The sequence below is a fragment of the Paludibacterium sp. genome, from assembly GCF_019232825.1.
GTDB lineage: Bacteria > Pseudomonadota > Gammaproteobacteria > Burkholderiales > Chromobacteriaceae > Paludibacterium.
Map to the genome: position 1 here is coordinate 1 of NZ_JAFAND010000085.1, position 3,590 is coordinate 3,590.

Here is a 3,590-nt window from a genome sequence, read left to right on the forward strand (position 1 = left end):
AAACATCAGCGAGATCTCGGCCGCCATCCAGCAGCAAGGCGGCGCGAGCAACAGCATCGCCGTCCAGGTCGAACACACGGCGCAGATGTCGGAGCAATCGAGCGCGGCGGCCAAGCAAACCGCCGAAAGCGCCTCCTACCTCGACCAGTTGGTGAAGCGGCAGATGAACACGCTGGCGCAATTCCAGGTCTAGGGCATCAAGGCTGTGTGGCACACACCGCGCGCACGCAGTCGCGCAGCCAGCGATGCGCCGGGTCGGCCTGCAAGCGCGGGTGCCACAGCATCGACACCGTCAGCGGCGGCGTCTCCACCGGCAGCGGGAAACTCACCATGCCGTCACGCAGATTGCCGGTGTGGCGTTCGGGCACGCTGGCGATCAAATCCGTGGCGCGCGCCAGCGCCAGCGCGGTGGCGAAGCCCCCCACAATGGTGCTGACCCTGCGCGTCAGGCCGAGCGCGGCCAGCGCATCGTCAATGCGCCCCGTGTCGCGCCCGCGGCGCGACACGCTGATGTGCAGGCCCTCGGCATAGCGCGCCGGCGTGATCCCGCCCTGGCTGAGCGGGTGCCCCTGGCGCACCACGCCGATGAAGCGGTCGCGAAACAAGGCCTGCACGCGCAGCTCCGGCCCGCTGGTTTCGTCCACCACGCCAGTCTCCAAATCGACCGTGCCGTCCCTGAGCGGCGCGCTGTCCTTGTCCACTTTCTGCATGAAACGCAGCCGCGCGTTGGGCGCGTCGGCCGCCACGCGGGCAATCAATGCCGGACCGAAGTTTTCCACGAAACCTTCGCTCGTGCGCAATGTGAACGTGCGCGCGAGTAACGCCAGATCCGGCGCCAATGCGGGACGCAGGACCGCTTCCACATCCTCCACCAGTCGCGCCGCTTGATCGCGCAGCGCCAGTGCGCGCGGCGTCGGCACCAGGCCACGCCCGGCGCGTACCAACAGCGGATCGCCGGTGACGGCGCGCAACCGCGCCAGCGACCGGCTCATGGCGGAGGCGCTCAGCCCCAGCCGCCGCGCGGCGCGCGCCACGCTGCCCTCGCTGAGCAGCACATGCAGCGTCAGCAGCAAATTGAAATCGGGAGTCGTCATGCCTTCACCATCGCACATGCCATATAGCGCGTCAAACACACGAATAAAGTGCAAATCGTGCGCCTTCCGCCGCACCATGCCACGGGCTAGGCTGACAGCAATCACCCATCGATAAAGGCCCACCCCATGACCACGCGCTCGTCCAGGCTGGCGCTCGCCAGCCTGTCGCTCTCCCTGCTGTTGTCCTCGCTCGACACCAGCATCGCCAACATCAGCCTGCCGACGCTGGCGCGCGTTTTTGACGCGCCATTCCAAACGGTGCAGTGGGTGGTGCTCGCCTATCTGCTGACGATCACCGCACTGATCGTCAGCGCCGGCCGCCTCGGCGATCTGTTCGGCCGCAGGCGGCTGCTTTTGGCCGGCATCCTGTCGTTTACCGCCACCTCGGCGCTATGCGGCGCGGCGCCGACCGTCGCGTTGTTGATCGCCGCCCGCGCCTTGCAGGGCCTGGGCGCCGCCGCCTTGATCGCCCTGTCGATGGCGCTGGTCGGCGACGCGGTGCCCAAGGAGCAGACCGGACGCGCCATGGGCCTGCTCGGCACGATGTCGGCACTAGGCACCACGCTCGGGCCGTCGCTCGGGGGAATGCTGATTGCGGGGTTTGGCTGGCGCGCGCTGTTTTGGATCAATGTGCCGCTCGGGCTGGCGACCTTCGCGCTGGCCAGCCGCCATCTGCCGGCCGACCGGCGCGACGCGGCGGCACCGGCGCCGAGGTTCGACCATGGCGGCACGCTGCTGTTGGCGCTGACGCTGGCGGCCTACGCACTGTCCATGACGCTGGGCCGGGGCCAGATCGGCCCGCGCAACCTGATGCTATTGGCGGCGGCACTGAGCGGCGCGGCGGGGTTCGTCTGGTGGGAGCTCCGCGCCAAGGCGCCATTGATGCACCTGGCTTGGCTGCGGGAACCGGCGCTTGGCGCCGGGCTCGCGGCCAGCGCGCTGGTGGCCACGGTGGTAATGTCGACACTGGTGGTGGGACCGTTCTATTTGACGCGCGGCCTGGGTATGACCACCGCGCTGGTCGGCCTGACCCTGTCGGCCGGGCCCCTGGTGGCCGCGCTCAGCGGCATGCCGGCCGGGCGTCTGGTCGACCGCCTGGGCGCCGGGCGCATGGTGGGCGCGGGCTTGGCCGGCATGGCGCTCGGCGCCACCCTGCTCGCCGTGCTGCCCGCCTCGCTGGGCGTGATCGGCTACATGGCGCCGGTCATGGTCATTACCGCCCATTACGCGCTGTTTCAGGCGGCCAACAATACCGCGGTGATGCGGGGCATCCCGGCCGATCGGCGCGGCGTGGTCTCCGGCATGCTCAATCTGGCGCGCAACCTGGGGTTGATCTCCGGCGCCTCGCTGATGGGCGCCGTGTTCGCCCATGCCACCGGCTCGCCTTCGATCTCCAGCGCGAGTCCCGCCGCCGTGGCCGATGGCATGCGCGCCACGTTTGCCGTGGCCGCGTGCCTGCTGGCCGCGGCACTGCTCTTCACGCTGGCGCAGCGCCAATCGGGGCGCGGTCAACCCGCTTAGAACCCCTGATCAAGCAGCGCCGCGCGTTGCAACACCGTGCCCGGCGCCAACAGCGCGCCCGGCGCCACCACGGCATTGGCGCCCAGCCGGACGCCATCACCGATCAGCGCGCCGAATTTCTTCACGCTGGTACGGTGCGGCGCGCCATCGATACGCACGTTTATTTCTTTATCAACAAGCTCATTACGATAGTTGCAAACAATGCTTCCAGCTTCGAGATTGACGCCGGCGCCGATCAGGCTATCGCCGACGAAATTGAAATGCGCAAACTTGCTGCCGGCAAACACGAAGGACGACTTCACCTCCACGCCGGGACCGAAGGCACAATGCGCGTCCACCCAATTACCGCCGCGTAAATAGGCGCCCGCGGCGACAAAGCAATGCGGCCCGAGAATCAATGGCCCCTTGAGCACCGCGCCGTCCTCCACCACCGCGCTGCGGTGCACCGCCACTTCGTCGGCGAGCATGTAGTCGCGCACGGGAAGCGTCGCGAGCAGCGCGCGCACGATGGCCTCGCTGTTGCTGGTCAGCGCCCACGGCGCGGCGTCGGCCCAGGCGCCGAGCGGCGATGCGGGAAAAGCCGCGATATAACGTTCGATCGGAATAAGCGTCGCCATAACGGATGACTCTTGTAAAAGCGGCGGCGAGGGGGGTAGTCGACAGCCGCGCCGACTGGGTTATCGATTCGGCCAGCCGTCACTATACATCGTGACTAGGTCATGTCGTCCTATGTGGCCACGAAGCAACCCGCCAGGCACCTTCCCGATCGCTGGCCGTGGGTTGTCGCTGCGCGCCGAACCCACGCTACGAAAACTCGGATGGCGCTGTAGCGTGCGTTCGCGAAGCAACGCACGACCTTCCCATAATGTGTTCACCTCTAGGAGGATGAAGCAGGCGATTTAAATCATGGTGGCCACAACAGGATCAAGGGGTCTGGCAACGCGACGAAGACGCCCCGCCATGCCCATCGGAGCC

General features: G+C 67.7%; 3 protein-coding genes and 1 pseudogene. 2 read left to right on the forward strand and 2 right to left on the reverse strand.

What is annotated here, in order from left to right; translation table 11 throughout:
* Positions 1–193, forward strand: a pseudogene (locus JOZ06_RS10750) (methyl-accepting chemotaxis protein); the annotation flags it as partial.
* A 4-nt stretch (positions 194–197) separates the two neighbouring features.
* Here JOZ06_RS10750 and JOZ06_RS10755 read toward each other — a convergent pair.
* Positions 198–1,094: a LysR family transcriptional regulator gene (locus JOZ06_RS10755; protein WP_293232250.1), complete on the reverse strand. Its 897-nt coding sequence runs from the start codon at positions 1,092–1,094 to the stop codon at positions 198–200.
* A gap of 126 nt (positions 1,095–1,220) precedes the next feature.
* Here JOZ06_RS10755 and JOZ06_RS10760 point away from each other — a divergent pair, with 126 nt between their 5' ends.
* Entirely contained in the window at positions 1,221–2,615 is a 1,395-nt protein-coding gene (locus tag JOZ06_RS10760) for an MFS transporter (RefSeq protein ID WP_293232252.1), read from the forward strand.
* On the opposite strand, the gene JOZ06_RS10765 is transcribed toward JOZ06_RS10760, so the two are convergent.
* Complete coding sequence (locus tag JOZ06_RS10765; RefSeq protein WP_293232254.1) at positions 2,612–3,232, reverse strand: LpxA family transferase; 621 nt, start codon at positions 3,230–3,232, stop codon at positions 2,612–2,614. The two genes, JOZ06_RS10760 and JOZ06_RS10765, sit on opposite strands and share 4 nt — an antisense overlap.
* Positions 3,233–3,590 lie beyond the last annotated feature (358 nt).